General features: G+C 39.4%; 14 protein-coding genes and 1 tRNA gene. 7 read left to right on the top strand and 8 right to left on the bottom strand.

Translation table 11 applies throughout. The annotated features are described in order from the left end of the window. Positions 1 to 84 precede the first annotated feature (84 nt). Genes QHT84_RS10665 through QHT84_RS10650 form a run of 4 tightly spaced genes read left to right on the top strand, consistent with a single transcriptional unit; the run spans position 85 to position 6,473 of the window. Positions 85 to 1,488, top strand: a complete 1,404-nt coding sequence (locus QHT84_RS10665) for a T9SS type A sorting domain-containing protein (protein WP_283239548.1) — start codon at positions 85 to 87, stop codon at positions 1,486 to 1,488. Between the two features lie 31 nt (positions 1,489 to 1,519). Continuing rightward, positions 1,520 to 2,917, top strand: coding sequence for a T9SS type A sorting domain-containing protein (locus tag QHT84_RS10660; RefSeq protein ID WP_283239547.1), 1,398 nt, complete (start codon positions 1,520 to 1,522; stop codon positions 2,915 to 2,917). 36 nt (positions 2,918 to 2,953) lie between these two features. Beyond that, complete coding sequence (locus tag QHT84_RS10655; RefSeq protein WP_283239546.1) at positions 2,954 to 3,400, top strand: hypothetical protein; 447 nt, start codon at positions 2,954 to 2,956, stop codon at positions 3,398 to 3,400. A gap of 10 nt (positions 3,401 to 3,410) precedes the next feature. Beyond that, complete coding sequence (locus QHT84_RS10650; RefSeq protein WP_283239545.1) at positions 3,411 to 6,473, top strand: T9SS type B sorting domain-containing protein; 3,063 nt, start codon at positions 3,411 to 3,413, stop codon at positions 6,471 to 6,473. 445 nt (positions 6,474 to 6,918) lie between these two features. Here QHT84_RS10650 and QHT84_RS10645 read toward each other — a convergent pair. Further along, positions 6,919 to 6,991, bottom strand: a tRNA-Met gene (locus QHT84_RS10645). Positions 6,992 to 7,139: 148 nt separating this feature from the next. Beyond that, a complete protein-coding gene (locus QHT84_RS10640; protein ID WP_283239544.1) occupies positions 7,140 to 7,994 on the bottom strand; it encodes a leucine-rich repeat domain-containing protein in 855 nt (284 codons plus the stop codon). A gap of 212 nt (positions 7,995 to 8,206) precedes the next feature. Here QHT84_RS10640 and QHT84_RS10635 point away from each other — a divergent pair, with 212 nt between their 5' ends. Both QHT84_RS10635 and QHT84_RS10630 read left to right on the top strand, forming a co-directional pair. Further along, on the top strand, positions 8,207 to 8,683 hold the full coding sequence (locus QHT84_RS10635) for a DUF1761 domain-containing protein (RefSeq protein ID WP_283239543.1): 477 nt from the start codon (positions 8,207 to 8,209) through the stop codon (positions 8,681 to 8,683). A 154-nt stretch (positions 8,684 to 8,837) separates the two neighbouring features. Continuing rightward, positions 8,838 to 9,896, top strand: a complete 1,059-nt coding sequence (locus QHT84_RS10630) for a GNAT family N-acetyltransferase (RefSeq protein WP_283239542.1) — start codon at positions 8,838 to 8,840, stop codon at positions 9,894 to 9,896. Between the two features lie 18 nt (positions 9,897 to 9,914). Here QHT84_RS10630 and QHT84_RS10625 read toward each other — a convergent pair whose 3' ends face one another. Further along, positions 9,915 to 11,831 carry an ABC-F family ATP-binding cassette domain-containing protein gene (locus QHT84_RS10625; protein WP_283239541.1) on the bottom strand — a complete coding sequence of 639 codons (1,917 nt, stop codon included), beginning with the start codon at positions 11,829 to 11,831 and terminating at the stop codon, positions 9,915 to 9,917. A gap of 67 nt (positions 11,832 to 11,898) precedes the next feature. Between QHT84_RS10625 and QHT84_RS10620 the strand changes: the two genes are divergently transcribed. After that, positions 11,899 to 12,282: a DUF983 domain-containing protein gene (locus tag QHT84_RS10620; protein WP_283239540.1), complete on the top strand. Its 384-nt coding sequence runs from the start codon at positions 11,899 to 11,901 to the stop codon at positions 12,280 to 12,282. Here QHT84_RS10620 and QHT84_RS10615 read toward each other — a convergent pair. Genes QHT84_RS10615 through porK form a run of 5 tightly spaced genes read right to left on the bottom strand, consistent with a single transcriptional unit; the run spans position 12,272 to position 18,044 of the window. After that, positions 12,272 to 13,321 carry an NAD(P)/FAD-dependent oxidoreductase gene (locus QHT84_RS10615; protein WP_283239539.1) on the bottom strand — a complete coding sequence of 350 codons (1,050 nt, stop codon included), beginning with the start codon at positions 13,319 to 13,321 and terminating at the stop codon, positions 12,272 to 12,274. The two genes, QHT84_RS10620 and QHT84_RS10615, sit on opposite strands and share 11 nt — an antisense overlap. A gap of 57 nt (positions 13,322 to 13,378) precedes the next feature. Next, on the bottom strand, positions 13,379 to 14,293 hold the full coding sequence (gene porN / locus QHT84_RS10610) for a type IX secretion system ring subunit PorN/GldN (protein WP_283239538.1): 915 nt from the start codon (positions 14,291 to 14,293) through the stop codon (positions 13,379 to 13,381). A gap of 49 nt (positions 14,294 to 14,342) precedes the next feature. Beyond that, positions 14,343 to 15,893, bottom strand: coding sequence for a type IX secretion system motor protein PorM/GldM (porM, locus tag QHT84_RS10605; RefSeq protein WP_283239537.1), 1,551 nt, complete (start codon positions 15,891 to 15,893; stop codon positions 14,343 to 14,345). A gap of 49 nt (positions 15,894 to 15,942) precedes the next feature. Further along, the gene (gene porL / locus QHT84_RS10600; protein WP_283239536.1) at positions 15,943 to 16,575 is read right to left on the bottom strand and encodes a type IX secretion system motor protein PorL/GldL; all 633 of its coding nucleotides are present in this window, start codon (positions 16,573 to 16,575) and stop codon (positions 15,943 to 15,945) included. Between the two features lie 53 nt (positions 16,576 to 16,628). Further along, positions 16,629 to 18,044: a T9SS ring complex lipoprotein PorK/GldK gene (porK, locus tag QHT84_RS10595; RefSeq protein ID WP_283239535.1), complete on the bottom strand. Its 1,416-nt coding sequence runs from the start codon at positions 18,042 to 18,044 to the stop codon at positions 16,629 to 16,631. Between the last annotated feature and the right edge of the window lie 59 nt (positions 18,045 to 18,103).

The raw sequence follows: 18,103 nt of genomic DNA, 5'->3' as shown, positions 1-18,103 counted from the left end.
TATTGCATGCTCATGGCAAGGTGGTGGTTAGCGAAAAATTTGTCAAAGAATAAATATTTCTCAAGATAAAAGGAAACACAATTGATGAAAAAACAACTACTCCTATTAGGATTTTTAGGCTATGCCCTTGGCATTAACGCCCAATGTTTTAGCAGTATCAGTTCAGGGAATTATTTTAATTTAGGCCTTAAACCCAATGGTACTCTATGGGGATGGGGCTCTAATTCTGCTTTCGGACAATTGGGGGATGGGACCCAAACTGATAAATGGACCCCAACACAAATAACTGCAACGGCTGATTGGCAACAAGTAGTTTGTGGCCCTTATGATACTTTTGCTATCAAAACTAATGGCACTATATGGTGCTCCGGTAATAATTCAACCGGGCAATTGGGTATAGGAAGCACTGTGAGCTATCTTAACACTTTTACCCAAATGGGAACCGATACCAATTGGACCCAAGTTTCTGCCAGTAACGGGTTTACCATCGCTCTTAAGTCCAACGGAACCCTATGGGGCTGGGGGCAAAATGACAGTTACCAAATGGGCAATGGTACTTGTTGCAGTAACCGACTGTCCCCCGGACAAATAGGTACCGATACCGATTGGGTACTCATTCAAACTGCCGGAATTGTTCGTACCGCTTTAGCCTTAAAAAGCAATGGGACCTTATGGGGCTGGGGTGGTAATAGTACCGGATTGGTCGGCCCTTCTAATGTAGGCTCGCGACAATACCCCACCCAGTTACGCCCGGAAACCGACTGGGCCACTATCAGTGCCGGTAATGGCCATGCCTTGGTTTTGAAAACCAATGGAACCCTTTGGGGCTGGGGCGATGGAGGGCAGGGACAAGTGGGTGATAGTTTTCCTCTTATTTATTTTAGAGATACGCCTGTACAAGTAGGCACCAATACCAACTGGGTGTATATAGGCACCGGACACAGCACCTCTTATGGAATACAGGGTGACGGCACCCTGTGGGGCTGGGGACGTAATGATACCGGACAAGTGGGTGACGGTACCACCACTAATAGAACCCAACCCGTGCAAATAGGTACCGATACCGACTGGGTAAGAGTTACCGGTGGCTGGTTTCACGGTATGGCTCAAAAGGCCAATGGTGCCATTTATACCTGGGGGTCGAATGACTTTGGCCAACTGGGTAATGGCGGAACGACAGCCGTGAGTTTGCCTACTGCCATCACCGTGCCGGGGTGTACGCTGGGCCATGAAGACTTTGAGAGCGTAAAACTGATGATCGCTCCCAACCCGGTGCAAGAGGTATTGCAGTTTTCGTATCGGGGCAGTGAAATGGTCAATGGGGTGACAATATATGATATGACCGGCAAAGTAGTGTATCGCAGTAACCCGGTAGCGGGTAGCCGGTTGCAGGCTGCCCTTCCTCTAGTCTTACCTAAAGGGATGTATCTTTTGGTATTGCATGCTCATGGCAAGGTGGTGGTTAGCGAAAAATTTGTCAAAGAATAAATATTTCTCAAGATAAAAGGAAACACAATTGATGAAAAAACAACTACTCCTATTAGGATTTTTAGGCTATGCCCTTGGCATTAACGCCCAATGTTTTAGCAGTATCAGTTCAGGGAATTATTTTAATTTAGGCCTTAAACCCAATGGTACTCTATGGGGCTGGGGTTCAGGAGGCGCAGGACAATTAGGTGATGGAACAGAAATGGATAGATTAACACCTACTCAGATTACCAGCAATACTACCTGGCTTAAAATAGCTTGTGGGCAGTATTATACATTTGCTCTTAAAACTAATGGTACACTTTGGTGTTCAGGAAGTAATAATTCTGGAGAATTAGGTATCGGTAATACAATTATATATATTAACACCTTAACTCAAATGGGAACTGATACCAATTGGACACAAGTCTCTCCCAGTAACAGTTTCACTTTAGCCCTAAAAGTAAATGGTACCCTATGGGGCTGGGGACAAAATGACAGTTACCAAATGGGCAATGGTACTTGTTGTAGTAATCGTTTGTCTCCAGGTCAAATAGGAACTGACACCGATTGGGCACAAATTGAAGCTACAGGTGTCAGAACTGCTTTGGCTCTAAAAAGCAACGGTACCCTATGGGGCTGGGGAGGGAACGGTACCGGATTGGTCGGCCCTTCGAATGTAGGCTCACGACAATATCCTACTCAGTTGCGCCCGGAAACCGATTGGGCCACTATCAGTGCCGGTTATGGCCATGCCTTGGTTTTGAAAACCAATGGAACCCTTTGGGGTTGGGGCGATGGAGGGCAAGGACAAGTGGGTGATAGTTTTCCTCTTATTTATTTTAGAGATACCCCGGTGCAAGTAGGCACCAATACCAACTGGGTGTATATAGGCACCGGACACAGCACCTCTTATGGAATACAGAGTGACGGTACCCTGTGGGGCTGGGGACGTAATGATACCGGACAAGTGGGTGACGGTACCACCACTAATAGAACCCAACCCGTGCAAATAGGTACCGATACCGACTGGGTAAGAGTTACCGGTGGCTGGTTTCACGGTATGGCTCAAAAGGCCAATGGTGCCATTTATACCTGGGGGTCAAATGACTTTGGCCAACTGGGTAATGGCGGAACGACAACCGTGAGTGAACCTACCGCTATCACCGTGCCGGGGTGTACCCTAAGCAATGAGGATTTTGAAGAAGTAAAAATGGTCATCTCCCCTAACCCGGTGGGTGAGACTTTGCAGTTTGCGTATCGTGGCAATGCGGTGGTGGATGGGTTGAAAATATATGATATGACGGGTAAAGTAGTGTATAGCAGTAACCCGGTAGCGAGTAGCCGGTTGCAGGCTACATTGCCCCTGGTTTTGCCCAAAGGGATTTACCTGCTGGTATTGCATGCTCATGGCAAGGTGGTGGTTAGCGAACGGTTTGTGAAAGAGTGAAAGAGTGAAAAAATAAAATGAAAATTAAATATTTCAATGAAAAAAACAATTCTAATTTTTGCATTTACGGGAATAGTATTCTCGTCATGCAGTGGCGAAGGTGGAGAAAACAACCTCACTCCGTCTTTCCAAACCTTGGAAGGGGTTTGGCATATCAAAGAATCAATAAAACCGGACGGAACCATTGAACCCTATGTTAACTTGTGCGCAACTAAAAGAGACTTTGTGGATTTTAACTACCCCGACATTGAATATTTTAGCCATTACGACACTTGTGAAGCTTTTTTAAGAAGCGACTGTACCGATTATTACTTAACACCTAATGAATACCGCATTATAGCATTATCTTCTATTTTTAGGGATGGCAGAATTACTCAACTGACATCTAAAAAGATGAAGATTGAATATGATGACGCAAAATCTTTTCCCTATCAGAGCAATCATTTTTCTTCTGTAAAAGCTATAATATTAACCAAAGAATAGACCGTTTCAAGTGAAAAAATCAGTTTTGATTATTTTTCTTTTTATATCCTCACGCGCCTTCACACAACAAGAGGCGAGTGTTTGGTATTTTGGACAAAATGCCGGACTGAAATTTCAAAACACGGGAACTGTCACTCCCCTATCAGACGGTCAGCTTAATACCGAGGAGGGTTGCAGTTCCATTGCGGATGCCAATGGCAATGTATTATTTTATACTGACGGCAGAACAGTTTGGGATCGCAATCATATTCAGATGCCTAATGGCAGCTTTGATCTGGGAACCGAACTCTTTGGCGACAGTTCGAGCACTCAATCGGCCATAATAGTCCCAAAACCGGACGACCCAAACATTTATTATATATTTACCGTTGATGAACCACACTATCAAAATGCAGCAGCCTACCCCAATGCATTCAGCGGCACTTACACCGAATTAGATAGTGGCCAAACTCCAACCACCGATGACGGAAAAAACAACGGGTTCAATTACAGTGTTGTTGACTTAAGTGTTTTGGGAAGCAACGGAAGTATTGGGAATGTTATCTCCCGTAATAATCACTTAATAACCTACGACACCAACCCCAATGGAGAAGAAATAAAATATAAATGTGCTGAAAAAATAACCGCCATTAAAAATGAGGGTAACGGCAGTTATTGGGTAATTACCCATTTCATTAACAAATTTTACGCTTTCAAAGTAACTGCCGGAGGTGTTATGACAACGCCGGTAATTTCTGCTGTAGGCTCAAATCAAACATTAGATGGCTACAGAAGAAATGCAATTGGCTATCTTAAAGCGTCACCGGATGGACAAAAATTGGCTATAGCCCATCAACAAAACGGAAACGTTGTCGGTCAGGCCGCATTCAGTAGCGGGAGTATTCAGTTGTTTGATTTTGATGCGCTCACTGGAAGTGTAAGTAATCCAATAGATGTAATACCCAATATACAAGCATACGGTATTGAGTTTTCACCCGATTCCGAAAAGCTATATGCTACCTATCGCATTGGAGTAAATCAGCATATGGAATTGGGACAATTTGACTTACTGAGTTCTAATATTACGGGATCTAAAACAGTTATTTACAATACCTACAATTATCTTTTTGCGTTGCAATTAGCCCCTAATGGTAAAATTTATTGTGCCACAGGATACCTTGGTACGATAGGAGTAATAAACAATCCGGATAGTTTAGGCCTAGCCTGTAATTATATTCATAACGGACAACCTTTGGCACCTAACAAAATTGTTAAATCCGGCCTTCCGCCTTTTATCACCTCTTTTTTTAATACTTCATTTACAGCAGAGAACTTTTGCTTGGGTAGCCCCACTCAATTCACACCCTACAACGCTTCAGTAATAACTTCTATCAACTGGGATTTTGGAGACGGTAGTCCAACATCAAACGTTATGAATCCAACACACCTATATGCTGCGCCGGGTAATTATACCGTTACCTTAACCGCAACCTCAATAAACGGGACTTCATCAAAATCAAAAATCATCACTATAGCTGCTGTTCCAACTATTGCCAACAGCATTGCAAACCAGTCTGTTTGCGGTACCATGAATACGAGTTACAACTTATCTCAATATAACAACACTCTTTTAGGTAACCAAGCAGCAACTACTTTTGGTGTAGCCTATTTTTTAAGTGCTTCTGATGCTGATAGCCACATAAATGTTTTGCCCAATAATTATACTTTATCACTTGGTGCTACAATAATTTATGCCAAAGTATACAATTTGGTCAATACAAATTGTTTTGCCATCACCAATTTTACACTTACTTTATTCAACACGCCTATTGCCAACACGCCTAATAATATTTTTGTTTGTGATGATTCAACCAATGATGGTGTTGAAATCTTTGATTTGCAAAATGTTAAAACAATTGTTTTAGGCAATCAGAATCCAAATACTTACACTGTTAATTACTATTCCAATCAGAATGATGCTGATACCAACAGCAACCCCTTACCTGTAAACTATCAGAATACCGGCAACCCGCAAACGCTTTATGTTAGAGTAGAGAACAACCAAAACAGTAATTGCTTTGCGACCACTTCTTTTCAAATAGGTTTATTTGCTATGCCCATAGTTGCTATGCAACCCCATAATTTATATGCTTGTGATAGTGGAAGTGATAGTGCTGAAATTTTCGATTTAAATCAACAAACAGTCCTTGTTTTAGGCAGTCAGTCACTAACAGACTTCGATGTTACTTATCACACCTCAATAAACGATGCCAATACCGGTAGCAATGCAATACCTCTATTTTTTGCCAATACCGTCTCACCTCAAACCATTTATATCAGAATAACAAACCGTGCAAGCAGTACTTGTTTTGCAACAACTTCATTTATGCTTACGGTAAATCCTGAGCCTGTTTTGAATATAGCCGATAGTTATACCATTTGTGAAGGGCATCCGATAACGGTAACAGCACCTAGTGGTTTCTTCAGCTATAACTGGACAACCGGCAGTATCACATCAAGCACCTCAATTCCGGTTGCAGGAGACTATTCTGTTACGGTGCTGAAAGATTACGGGCAAATCCAATGCGGAACTACAGAAGATTTTGTTGTGTATAATTCCAATGTCGCAACGATAACCAACATTGAAATAGGAGATTGGACAGACAATCAAAACAACATTACAATTTCGGTTACCGGAGACGGAGACTATGAATATTCTTTAGACAATATTACCTTTCAAGACAGTCATTTTTTCTCAGGATTACCTGCCGGTCAGTATCTTGTTTACGTTCGAGATAAAAAAGGATGCGGAACCACCGCTGACGAAGTTTTCCTCTTGATGTATCCCAAATACTTTACTCCTAACGGAGACGGATACCATGATACTTGGCAGATAAAATTTTCATTTGTAGAGCCTCAAATGGAATTATTCATTTTTGACAAATACGGTAAGTTAATTACTGCTTTTAAAGGCACTGACTTCGGGTGGGATGGCACTTATAATGGCAAAGAGGTATTTGCCGATGACTATTGGTTTGTTGTAAAAAGACAAAACGGAAAAGAATACAAAGGTCATTTTTCGCTCTTACGATAGTTTAATAAAGTTATTTATTCAGGAACTGCAATACTGGTTATATTGCTAACGTTTAAATATTGCATTTAAATACCGTCTTTAAAATAAACCTCATCGACTCCTCCTCCTTAATCATTCTCCTCTTTACCGGTTTGTCGAGGTTTTTGTGTCGTAAACAACCTTGGTTAGAGCTTTCAAATTGAATCCTGAAAAACTACTATAAACCCACAATTCAAAAGTATTAAACTAAATAAAAGTTTGACTTAATTCTACTTTTATCCTGGATGTATTTATCAATAATATAAAGTTTACACCCGCCTTAGGAGTAACTCCCTATCTGCGTCCTACCTGCGCCCTACTTACTATATGAATACTATATCAAAACATGCATTATGTCAAATAGAACAACGTATTACCTAAAGGAGGAAATGAAAAAAGCCACTCCTTTGGAATGGCTTAATCTTAGTAGCGGGAACAGGACTCGAACCTGTGACCTTCGGGTTATGAGCCCGACGAGCTGCCTACTGCTCTATCCCGCGCTGTTTCGAGTGCAAATATACAACGATTATTGATAAACGCAAGCTATTTTTTAAAAAAACTACATTTAACCGGGTAAGTAGGATATAAAAAAGAGGTCTCAAATGGGAGCATTGAGACCTCTTTCCAAAAAAACCAACACAAAACGTATTATTCATCAGCGGCAAAAGCTGAATTTTTATCGATACTTACTTTTAAAGTGGTTGCCACGCCCTCTTCATTAATCATCGTCATATTGAGCGTGTCTAATTTGGCTAAATTACGCGATACAAACCCGTTGAACATATTGTAAGAGATGTTCATTTCTTTCAGGTTGTGTAATTTTTCCAAATCAAACGGCACTTGACCATCCATTTTATTTTCGAATAAACTTAAGGTTTCCAGAGAAGAAAGGTTAGACACCTCTTTTTCTAATTTCCCGGTAAGTTTGTTGCTGTTTAGCAATAACACTTTAAGCGACTTTAATTGATAGTATGAAGCCGGAATAGAACCCTCAATTTCATTATTAAATAACGAAAGCGTTTCAAGAGCGGATAAACTTCCGATACTGTTAGGCAATACACCTGTTAAACGGTTCATATGCATTTCAATAGATTTTAGTTGGGTGGCATTACCCAAGGTTTCCGGTAACGCCCCTGATATTTTATTGAAAGCAATATTCAATTTGGTTAAACTTTTTAAGTTCCCGATAGAAGCCGGTAATGTCCCGGAGATGTCATTTCGGAAGAGGTTAAGTACTTCCAACGAAGTTAAATCGCCTATTTCGGTTGGCAGTTCGCCTACCAAATTATTATTCATTAGTTTCAAAGAAGTCACTTTATCGTTTTTGATCTCTACACCATACCACGAAGCAACCGGCGCTTTTAAGTCCCATTTATGGGTCCATTGTGCTCCTTTTGTGGCTTTGTACAATTTCACTAAAGCATTTTTTTCTTTAGGAGATATATCTGCCCACATTGAGGTAGAAATCAAAAGAACTGCTAGATAGGTAAAAATAGATTTCATATTATTTACATTTGGGGTTATTGACGAAGTAAAACTAGCAGAAAGGTCGTTTAAAAACAAAAATAATCGACGAAATGCATTTATTAAGATTTTTTTTAGCTATTTATCTTACATTACGTTGAATTTATTTAACATTTTGACTTCATTTGTAAGGCAAATTGAATTATAAATATTTTTTTATATTTGATGTACTAACCATAAAACTTAAAATTATGAATGTCAATTTTTTAGCCTTGGTGCTAGCCGCTTTGTCGACTTTAGTCGTCGGATTTATATGGTACAACCCTAAAGTTTTCGGTAATGCCTGGATGAAAGAAGTAGGAATGACTGAAGCAGATGCCAAAGGAGCTAACATGGCCAAGATATTTGGACTGGCTCTGGTGTATGCCTTTTTTATTGCTTTTATTTTACAATTCTTGGTGATTCACCAATTTGGTGTTTTCGGAACTGTGGAAGGTAATGTTAACGACCCGCAGTATAAGGCGTTCATGGAAGCCCATGGAGATGCCTTTCGCACCTTCAAGCACGGCGCTTTGCATGGCTTTATGACCGGTCTCTTTCTGATACTTCCTGTAGTTGGTACCAACTCCTTATTTGAGAGAAGAAGTTTTAAGTACGTTTTTATCGTGGGCGGCTATTGGGCCGTATGCTCGGCTATCATGGGAGGTATCATTTGTATGATGAAATAATTAACATTTTATTATAGTACAATCGCTCTACATTTGTGGAGCGATTTTTTTTGTTTTGAGCCACCATTCTTTTCATATTTATACGTCAACACAACAACTCCCTGATAATTGGGACAGGGTAGCTCATGACAATGTGTTTCTGCAAACGCACTATTTGAAAGTTCTTGAAAGCTCGGCACCTACCAACATGCAGTGTTTTTTTATAGGGATTTTTGAAGACAATCTCTTGGTCGGGGTTGCTTTGTCGCAATATCTTAATCTAAACAAATTAGAATCGTTCGGGGAACGCGATCAATGTTTAAAAACCACCGTTCGAAATTTGGTCTTTAAAAATTTAGCTTCGCATGTTTTATTTTTGGGCAATAATATGATAACCGGACAAAACGGCTATATTTTTTGTAAGGAAATGAACTTTGAAGCTATTTCCATGCTATTGCATCAAGCGGCAAACGCTTTAATTGACTATTTCAAGAAACAAAACATCAAGATTCACATTGTTTCCTTTAAAGATTTTTATTCACATTGTGCTGCCGAATTAAAAAAGTTTCATTTTAGTTCCATTTACGAATTCAATACCCAGCCCAATATGATTTTTACACTTCATAAAAGTTGGCAGAATTCAGGCGATTATGTATCGGCTTTTTCCAAAAAATACCGGGACCAATACAAAAGAGCCCGCAAAAAATCGGAAGGACTATCGGTACGAGAATTATCGCTGGAGGAAATTTGTTCTTGGGAAAGCCGGATTTATGAATTGTATCATCATGTGGCCAAAAATGCCCCATTCAATACGTTCTTTCTGGCTCGAAATCACTTTTCTGTTTTCAAACAACAGTGTGGCGACCGGTTTAGGGTAATGGGGTATTTTATAAACAATGACCTAATCGGATTTCACTCCCTTTTACTAAACGGAACCGTTTTGGAAACTTACTTCTTAGGCTATGACGAACACTATCAAAAAGATAAAATGCTATACCTGAACATGTTATACAACATGACCGAATTTGGCATTGAAAACCACTTTGAAAAAATCATCTTCGGAAGAACCGCTTTGGAAATCAAAAGTTCAGTAGGCGCCGAACCAAATATAATGTCGGGATTCATTTACCATACCAACTCGTGGATTAACCGATGGATGCCACGCATTTTCCCTAATTTAGAACCTACCTTGGTTTGGCAGCAGCGACATCCGTTTAAACAACAAATGTCATAAAATCAAAAGAGACATTGCTTATAAATTGTCTATTTCTCCCTGAACAACTTCCCAATCTTCCAGCAATTGATCGAGTGCTCGCTTTTTCTTTTCATAAGCCGCAAAGAAATTAGCATCTTCAATATGCTTGTCGTAGTTGGAAGCCAGGGCTTTATCGTCGGACTGAATTTCTTTTTCAAGTTGTTGGATTTGGCTCTCAATTTTACTCAGGCGATTTTGCAGTGATTTGTTTTTCTTTTGTTCTTCATAAGAAAGATTCTTGCTTTCCTTTTTGGAAATTGAAGTTGAAGGAGCCACAACATCTTTCTTTTCAAACTCGCGCATATTGGCAGCATTGCGCTGCTCGAGGAAGAAGTTAATGTCGCCCAAGTATTCTTTAATTTTTTGATCTTTAAATTCGTATACAATATTGGCCATTCCCTGAAGAAAATCACGATCGTGAGAAACCAGTAATAAGGTCCCCTCATACTTTTGAAGCGCTGCTTTGAGTACGTTCTTGGATTTAATATCTAAGTGGTTGGTGGGCTCATCCATCAACAACACATTGATGGGTTGCAGCAACAACTTACATAAGGCTAAGCGGTTTCGTTCCCCGCCGGAAAGTACTTTTACTTTTTTCTCGACATCATCGCCACGAAACAAAAAAGCACCAAGCATATCACGCACTTTCATTCGGTTGGTATCGGTAGCGGCCTCGAGCATGGTATCGAGCAAGGTTTTTTCTCCGTCGAGATATTCGGCCTGATTTTGGGCAAAATAACCCAACTGCACATTGTGTCCCAGCTTTATGGAACCATCGTATTGAAATTCGTTTACAATGGCTTTTATCAACGTTGATTTTCCTTGACCGTTTTGCCCTACAAAGGCAATTTTACTGCCGCGTTCTACCAAAAGCGAAATATCTTTTAAGACGGTTTTATCACCGTAGGATTTGGTAACGTGCGCCGCTTCAATAACTACCCTTCCCGGGGTTTGCGATACCGGAAAAGAGATGCTCATTACCGAATTATCATCTTCATCGACTTCAATGCGCTCTACCCTGTCCAACTTCTTAATTAAGGATTGCGCCATGGAAGCTTTAGAGGCTTTGGCTCGGAATTTCTCGATGAGTTTTTCGGTTTCCTCGATTTTCTTTTGTTGGTTTTTTTGTGTCGCTAATTGCTTTTCACGGATTTCTTCCCGCAGTACCAAATACTGCGTGTAAGGTTTATTAAAGTCGTAAATTTTACCTAATGAAATTTCTACAGTGCGATTGGTAACATTGTCTAAAAACATTTTATCATGCGAAACGATAACCACAACACCCGGAAAATTCTTCAAAAACCCTTCGAGCCAAATGATACTTTCGATATCCAAGTGATTGGTAGGCTCATCGAGCAACAGAATGTCATTGGACTGTAATAACAATTTGGCCAATTCGATACGCATGCGCCAACCACCCGAAAAAGTATCCGTTTGGTTATTGAAATCCTCCCGTTTGAATCCGAGACCCAACAAAATTTTTTCCGTTTCACCTACATAGTTATAGCCGCCTAAAATTTCGTAATGATGCGTGACGTCGCTTAATTGTTCTATTAAATCAGAATAGGATTGGCTTTCGTAATCGGTTCGCGTAGCCAACTGATGGTTGATTTCATCTATTTTGAGTTCAGCGCGCTTTATCTCTTCAAAAGCCTGATACGCCTCCTCCAGCACCGTTCTGCCTTTTTCGAAATCGATGTCTTGACGTAGGAAACCAATTTTGAGTTCTTTTTCGGTCGCTATACTGCCACTATCGGGTTTGATATCTGCGGCTAAAATTTTGAGCATGGTTGATTTACCGGCTCCGTTTTTGCCTACTAAGCCCACTCTATCGCCGGCTCCTAATCGGAATGTGACTTCCTCAAAAAGAAAGGTACCACCAAACGAAACCGACAAATTGTGTATGTTTAACATAATTAATGTGACAAAAGTTACAGTTAAAAGGAATGTAAAAAATTACCTTTGTATAAAATTTTTGCAAATGTTAAAAAAAGGAACCAAACTCTATAGCATTTTAACAGGAAGTTGTCCAAAATGCCATGAAGAAAACATGTATGTGGACAAAAACCCGTACCATCTTAAAGCTATTTACAACATGCATGAATCATGCAGCCATTGTGGTCTGCATTATAAAATAGAACCTTCCTTCTTTTATGGCGCTATGTATGTGAGTTATGCACTAACAGTAGCCATTGGTGTGGCGGCATTTATTATAGCCAAGGTATTTATCGGATTGGATTTAATTACTTCTTTTGCCGCCATTATTACTGCATTAGTCATTTTGATGCCGGTGACCGCACGTTTAGCGCGTAATATTTACATTAACATATTTGTGCATTACGACAAAGGAGCACTTAAGAAATAGGAAATCTACGGATGTCAACTGTTTTATCAAGAGGCTTTTGTTTCTCGATATAATCGAATAAATCCAACGCCATGGCCGGAGCTAACATAACGCCTCGGGTTCCGAGTCCGTTAAGAATGTGAATCGATTTGTGCAAATGATGTGTGCCTAACAACGGTCTTCTGTCTTTTACCGTCGGGCGAACGCCGGCCCAGTGCTCTATAATCTCAAAATCACAGGTGATGATTTCTTTGAGTTTTTCAATCAATTCGTTTTTTCCTTCTTCCGTAGGTGTATTGGTTTTGTCTTCCCAATTATAGGTAGCGCCCACTTTAAACAAATCATTCCCTAAAGGAAGTATAAATACACTGGTGTTAACAATAACATCAATATCCAAATCGGGTGCTTTAATCAGCAGTAATTCACCTTTGGTACCATCGAGCGGTAAATAGTTAAAAAACGGGTTTTGATGTAACCCAAATCCTTCTGCAAAAACAATATGATTGGCTGACAGGTTTTCGTAGCTCACTTGATTTTCTGTTATTTGCAACTTAGCGTAATCAAAAGTATCTTCAAACAATCTCTCCGATTTTTTTAAATAATCATGATAATGCTTGAGCAAACTTTCGGTGTCTACATAACCGGTATGCAGTACTTCTCCGTATCCGAAAGGGGCTTCAATAGCTTGGTACTTTTTGTGCACAACCTTTATGGATAAAAAAGGAGCTAAATTGGGTTTGTCGGAAGCTGTGAACCAATTGTTTTGTTCTTCTGCCGAAAAAAACTTTCTGTAAATAGGGGTCTTAAAATCGATTGATACGCCAAGTTTGGTAGCTATTCTTTGGTAAAAGACATCCGCCAATTCTAATTGATATTTGGCATTCCAAACTTCACTGAATCGTTTTAAAATAACCGGATTGTATAAACCTCCCGCAATTTGGGTGGCGTTTTGAGAGTGATTGTCGAATACTACAAATGATTTATCATTTTGCAACAATGTCTCTGCAAAAGCGATACCGGCCAGTCCCGAACCAACAATAATATAATCAGTCCTTATCATAGTGCATTAAAAAACTCCCACTTTTGGGTGGGAGTTTTTGTGTATTTTGAAATTGAATTAGTAATTCCACATGTCTGACTCAAAGCTTCTGATTTTCTCTTTGATACGTTCAGACTCTAAAAGTTGCATTTGTGAATTGTCCTTCATGTACTGCTGAATTTCACGGTCACCGTATACATTCTCTTCTTTGTAAATCTGTCCGTTAAACCTACGGGAATTTAACAAATGGTCAAACGTAATCGGCATCGCAGAGTTCTTATCGTTAAAAGCTTTTGCTTCGTGCAATATGTCTCTTACAGCCGGGAAATACACCCAGAACAAATCGATAACGTCAGCGTTTTCATTTCCGGCATCTCTTGCTTCCGGTGTTACCGGGCAAATAGCTAGCAATCGATATTTTAATTCTCCTTGACGTTTGTCAAAATACCAATAGCCTTTGATTTTGTAGCCTGAAATGTAACTGGCATCTAATTCTTTTTTATTGATATACTGCGGGTCTAAAACTCTTTTACCTGACATATACTCGTCATAGTAATTGTTGATTTCATCTTTACCGGCATCGGTTGTATCGATATAAGTAAAAGAAGTTTCCATGTCTTTGAATGTCTTTTTAGTATTAAAATAGTCATCCACGTACACTTCAGTTATCTTACCATTCTTGATATTCTTCACCAATACATCGAATAAAGAACGTCTCTCCTTACCCACGAATGCAGTATCAATAGGATAATACAACGGAAAATTAATTCTTTCATCGATATCGACAAACTCCCAGATAGTCTTACCCATCAATACATCTCTATCATGAACATAGCCGTAAGGTAATGGCTTATCATTGTCAGAAATTAACTGAGCAGGTGTTTTTTTACCAATCTCACTTGGGACTTTGGCATTCAACAAATTTGACTGAGCAAAAGCAGTAACACTTACTGACACAGCAAAAACGACTGATAAAAGGTTTTTAATTTTCATATTGTATAATATAAGTTATTTAAGTAGGTTTTTATCAACTTAAATTATTTTATTGTATTTCATAGATTACCGGCGCAGCATCTTTCGGAACGATGTTTGAGGCACCAATAATTTTAGTTTTAATGTCAAAAATAGAAATCTGATCGCCTTTGGCTGCTCTGGCTAAAGCCGCTTTACATTGTGCGTTAACTTTGTTTCCGTTTACAATGATGGCTGCCTGACCAGGAACCTTAAAGCTGAAACGTGTTACTTCATATTTCAAGTCGTACACAAAATCTTGAAGATCTGCACTAACCGTAGAAACCTCTAAACGTGATTTAGCTCCTTTTTGAATTCCAACTACTCCACCGATAGCACCGGCCGGAGCAGGGATGTTTTTAATACGGAATACCTTTTTGTCAGACACTGTAGATTTATCCGGTAATGTAGCACTTACACTAACTGTAACTTCAGTACCTGAACCAGGATTCAAATTGTATTTACCAGGAGCACCGGCAGGTCTTAAACCAGTCGCAGTTGCTTTCACTTTATCATCAGAAATACCGGCAAATGAGATAGTCATTGGGTTATCTAAACCACGATATACTACGTTCATTTTATCAGCAGAAATGTTAGCTGACTTTGGCTTAGGTACTACTACGTAATTTCCTTTTATAGGCAAACTTACCACTTTACCATTTTCATCAAAGTTGAATGATCCGTTAATTTCATGCTCACCCACATTTCCGGCGCCGAAAGAGAACTTAGCTTGTCCTGCCTCTGCTTTTACAGAAGACCCGTTAACTATAACAGACTTAGCCACTAAGTTAGGGTCGAATTTACCTAAGATAATTTTACCGGTTACAGCTTCTCCTTGGAAGAAAGCGGTTTTGTCCGGCACCACAATCGGTTGATAAGCCGTTAATGAAGCCGCGGCCACCAAGTCCGTTTGGAACATACCGGCAATGATATCGCTTTCAGTTGTTTTAATATCGGCTTGTAATTGTGATAACTTAGTTACTGTAGCAATAAGTGGGAAGCCTTTGAAGTTATAATCTAACCAATTCAAAGTTGTTCCGGCACTTTTAGATTTTACAGGCTCAGCAGCAAATCTTTTTTCGATTTTTTTCATTTCCGATTCAGCAATAGCGCTTCCTCCGATTTGTCTCACCTGAGCTACAAAGTCTTTCATTTTATCTAAGAACTCTTGCCCTGATTTAGATGGTTTATCACCTTCAAACCACTTTTCATCAACTTTATCTCCTTTATCCATTGCTTCGAAAGGTAAATTACCATCTTGGTCCTTAGGATACTCTTTGGTGAACTCCGTTTTTAAGTTTTCAATGTAAGTGGTGTATTCTTTACAAAGTGCTCTGATTTTTTGCACTTTCTCTTTTTTAGCACCAAACTGTAACGGCTGATCTTGGGCTTTTTGAGCTAATTGCTGGAAAGAAGAATCATTTCTGATATCTGCAATAGAGTTAGATTCCACAATTTTATTATTCAAAATACCAAAAGCAGACAATACTTCTTTGGACATATTTAATGCTAACATCGCGATGAAAACCAAGTACATCAGGTTAATCATCTTCTGTCTAGGGGTTAATTTTCCTCCTGCCATTTCTTAATTAGTTTATTGTTTTGTTAATAAAAATAGTTCAAAAAACTAATTATCCTTTGTTACTCATAGCAGACAACATACCTCCGTAAACATTGTTTAATGTTTGTAAGTTAGAAGTTAATGACTGCATTTGATCTTTCAATTTAAGATTGTTTTCGGCCACTTCATTGTTGATTTGAGCATTTCTTTCAGCACTTTGTAATTGTACTTGATACAAACCATTCAATGTTTCTAATTGTGAAGCTGCTTTAGTCATTTCTTCAGCATATTTTTTTGTAGAAGCTACTGAATCAACTGTTGGAGAAATTGCTTTGGCAGCACCTTCAAAATTACGAATACTATTTCCTAAGCTCTCCATTAATTGACCATCAATTTTTGCTTCTTTAAGCATATTATCCAATTTTTGAGACAATAAACCTTGTGCATCTTTTGGATCTTCTTTTTTATCTTTTGGTTTGGCTTCACCACCTGCCAATTCAGGGTAAACCAATGACCAATCTAATTCTTTATCAACCGGATCAAAAGCTGACAAACCAAAGATTAGAGCCTCAGTTCCTAATCCAACAATAAGCATAAGACTTGCACCTGGCCAGTGCATCAATTTAAATAATGCTCCGATAATTACAACCGCCGCTCCCATACCGTAAGCGAAATTCATCGTTTTTTTGCTTAATAATGCCATAATAATAAAAATTTTTAGTTAGTTAAGTTAAATATAATTAAGTTGGTTTGAAATTACTTTCTTGGTGCTTTACCGTTTTTTGTTACTTGAGTTCCCATATAATCTTGAACGGTTCTGAACCCGATATAACTACGGGCTGTATCAGCGTATTCAAAATCTCTGGTTCCTACTTGTAAAAAGTAAGCCACATCTTTCCATGAGCCTCCGCGAACTACTTTACGCATGTTTTTGTTATCTTGTACCGTAGGGTTCATGGTAGACACATACTCGTAAGCTGCTGCATCATAAGCAGAATCTGTCCATTCGGCTACGTTACCGGCCATGTTATATAAATTGTATCCGTTTGGCTCGTAAGACTTCGCCTCTACAGTATACAATGCCTGATCCGCCGCATAATCACCTCTGTTTGGCTTGAAGTTAGCCAAGAAACAACCTCTGTCGTTTTTAGCATATGGACCACCCCAAGGATAAGTCCCTGACTCCAGACCACCACGAGCCGCATATTCCCATTCAGCCTCTGTAGGCAAACGGAACGAGTTAATCAAATCCGGTCTGTTCTTTTTCTTTTTCGATTTGATATAGGCATTTTTATTCAAGGTTCTCCAAGCACAAAATGCTTTAGCTTGCTTCCAAGTTACACCTACAACCGGATACTCTCCGTAAGCCTGATGCCAGAAATAGTCATTGTGCATCGGCTCGTTGTATGAATAAGCAAAGTCTTTAATCCATACTGTGGTGTCCGGATAAACCTCTTGTTGCTCTGTTCTGATAAATGAACTTCTCTTACCTACTTTAGCTTTAGCAGCGGCTTGAATGTCCATCCATGAGTACCTGAATTTTAATTTTTTAACATCTATGGTTCTCAAACCATTAAAAGACTCAGCAACAGGAAGATACATAGTATCCATTACTTCTGAATAATATTCATCAGGATATTTGCTGGTATCGGTAATCAGTTTAACTTTTCTGTTCAATCTTCTTCCTGCATAAGGATCATCATCAGTCCCAACACTGTAATAATTCTCATACATATATTTATCGTATGGGGTCATTTTAGCCGGATCTGTATCGTTAAACGCGAAATCACCGATACTGCCTGCTTTGCCGCCTTTACCGCCTTTTCCTGTTGAGGTTTGACCCACTTCATCTGCCAAAATAGCCAAACGAACTCTAATCGTAGAATCTTTAACCCACTCTACGAACTGACGGTATTCACTGTTAGTAATTTCAGTTTCGTCCATATAAAACGATCTCACAGTAACTGTTTTGGTGGGCGCATCTTGAACGTTGGCTAAATCATCATCGGATTTACCCATGATGTAGGCGCCTCCAGGAATCAAAGTCATTCCGAATGGTTTCTCCGGATGCCATTTCTTTCCTTTAACTCCTACTAGTTCACCTTTGTCGCTTGACCGTCCACAGCTCGTTAATAAAGCTAAAACTGACGCAAATGCAATGACCTTCTTCATATAAATTGGGGTTATTTGAATGTTTTATTTTTTAAGGGCGTAAACCTATTTATTATTTT

Source organism: Flavobacterium sedimenticola, from assembly GCF_030053345.1.
Classification (GTDB): Bacteria; Bacteroidota; Bacteroidia; order Flavobacteriales; family Flavobacteriaceae; genus Flavobacterium; species Flavobacterium sedimenticola.
The sequence above is the reverse complement of the archived record's forward strand: the minus strand, read 5'-3'. Positions and strand labels throughout refer to the sequence as shown.

Bases quoted from the DNA above. Each gene is read 5' to 3' on its own strand.
- QHT84_RS10665 (WP_283239548.1), top strand. From the start codon at position 85: ATGAAAAAACAACTACTCCTATTAGGATTTTTAGGCTATGCCCTTGGC.
- QHT84_RS10660 (WP_283239547.1), top strand. From the start codon at position 1,520: ATGAAAAAACAACTACTCCTATTAGGATTTTTAGGCTATGCCCTTGGC.
- QHT84_RS10655 (WP_283239546.1), top strand. From the start codon at position 2,954: ATGAAAAAAACAATTCTAATTTTTGCATTTACGGGAATAGTATTCTCG.
- QHT84_RS10640 (WP_283239544.1), bottom strand. From the start codon at position 7,994: ATGAAATCTATTTTTACCTATCTAGCAGTTCTTTTGATTTCTACCTCA.
- QHT84_RS10635 (WP_283239543.1), top strand. From the start codon at position 8,207: ATGAATGTCAATTTTTTAGCCTTGGTGCTAGCCGCTTTGTCGACTTTA.
- QHT84_RS10625 (WP_283239541.1), bottom strand. From the start codon at position 11,831: ATGTTAAACATACACAATTTGTCGGTTTCGTTTGGTGGTACCTTTCTT.
- QHT84_RS10620 (WP_283239540.1), top strand. From the start codon at position 11,899: ATGTTAAAAAAAGGAACCAAACTCTATAGCATTTTAACAGGAAGTTGT.
- QHT84_RS10615 (WP_283239539.1), bottom strand. From the start codon at position 13,321: ATGATAAGGACTGATTATATTATTGTTGGTTCGGGACTGGCCGGTATC.
- porN (WP_283239538.1), bottom strand. From the start codon at position 14,293: ATGAAAATTAAAAACCTTTTATCAGTCGTTTTTGCTGTGTCAGTAAGT.
- porM (WP_283239537.1), bottom strand. From the start codon at position 15,893: ATGGCAGGAGGAAAATTAACCCCTAGACAGAAGATGATTAACCTGATG.
- porL (WP_283239536.1), bottom strand. From the start codon at position 16,575: ATGGCATTATTAAGCAAAAAAACGATGAATTTCGCTTACGGTATGGGA.
- porK (WP_283239535.1), bottom strand. From the start codon at position 18,044: ATGAAGAAGGTCATTGCATTTGCGTCAGTTTTAGCTTTATTAACGAGC.